At 78.0% G+C, this 1,253-nt stretch carries 1 protein-coding gene and 1 pseudogene; both read right to left on the reverse strand.

Annotated features, from left to right (window positions below):
- A pseudogene (locus HLB09_RS20220) lies at nucleotides 1-208 on the reverse strand (hypothetical protein); the annotation flags it as partial.
- Nucleotides 157-1,253: PCRF domain-containing protein (locus HLB09_RS17330; protein ID WP_246235760.1), on the reverse strand; the 1,097-nt coding region annotated here is incomplete at its 5' end. The gene HLB09_RS17330 and the pseudogene HLB09_RS20220, both read right to left, overlap by 52 nt.

Consider the following 1,253-nt stretch of genomic DNA (forward strand, 5'->3'; position numbering starts at 1 on the left):
CGCCGCGCAGGGCGCCCAGCGCGACGGCCCCCCGCGTCGTGCCGAGCGCGTGGGCCAGGAGCTCCTCCGCGTCCGCGCGGGGGCTCGGCACGCCCGCCGCCGCGAGCCGGCCCGCGGCCGCCCGCAGGAGCGTCGCCAGGTCCGTCCCGGAGGCGCTCAGGACGTCTCCACGGCGGCGAGCCGGGCGTCCTCGTCGGCCCGCGCGCAGGAGGCGAGGACGGCGTCGAGGTCGCCGTCCAGCACGGCGTCGAGGTTGTACGCCTTGTACCCCGTGCGGTGGTCGCTGATGCGGTTCTCGGGGAAGTTGTAGGTCCGGATCCGCTCGGAGCGGTCCACCGTCCGCACCTGCGCGCGCCGCAGCCCCGACGCCGCCTCGGCGGCCTCCTCGGCCGCCAGCGCCCGCAGCCGGGCGCGCAGGATGCGCAGCGCCTGCTCGCGGTTCTGCAGCTGGCTCTTCTCGTTCTGGCAGGAGACGACGAGGCCGCTCGGCAGGTGCGTGATGCGCACGGCGGAGTCGGTGGTGTTGACGCTCTGCCCGCCCGGCCCCGAGGAGCGGAAGACGTCCACGCGCAGGTCCGAGGGGGACACCTCGACCTCGTCGACGTCCTCGACCTCGGGGAGCACGAGCACCCCGGCGGCGGAGGTGTGGATGCGGCCCGCCGACTCCGTCACCGGCACCCGCTGCACGCGGTGGACGCCGCCCTCGAACTTCAGCGCGGCGTAGACGCCGGTCGCCGGGTCCCCGCCGCGGCCGCGGACGGCCAGGGACGCCTCCTTGTAGCCGCCGAGGTCGGACGGCGCGGCGTCCAGCAGCTCGGCCCTCCACCCGCGGCGCTCGGCGAGGCGCAGGTACATCCGCACGAGGTCGCCGGCGAAGAGCGCGGACTCCTCGCCGCCCTCCCCCGCCTTGACCTCGAGGATGACGTCGCGGGCGTCGTCGGGGTCGTCGCCCACGACGGCGCGGTTCGTCTCGTACCAGGCGGGCCACGCGGCCGCCACCTCGGCGTCGTCGGCTCCGGGGGGCAGGTGCCGACGGGCGATGTCCCACAACGTGTCCCCGCGCACGACGACGACGGCGCCCGTCTCGTCCGCGGTGGCGGCCTCCCGCGGCGACGGCACGAGGAGGCCGACGGACGCCTCGCCGTGCGGGGCGACCGGGCGGGGCGGCGCGGTCGGCCTCCAGGTGACGTCGGGCGCGCCCTCCGTGCCGGCGGCGCCGGGCGACGCGGCGACCGGAGCGGCGGCGGGGGGTG

Origin of the sequence: Pseudokineococcus marinus (assembly GCF_013004605.1) — a bacterium.
Lineage (GTDB): Bacteria > Actinomycetota > Actinomycetes > Actinomycetales > Quadrisphaeraceae > Pseudokineococcus > Pseudokineococcus marinus.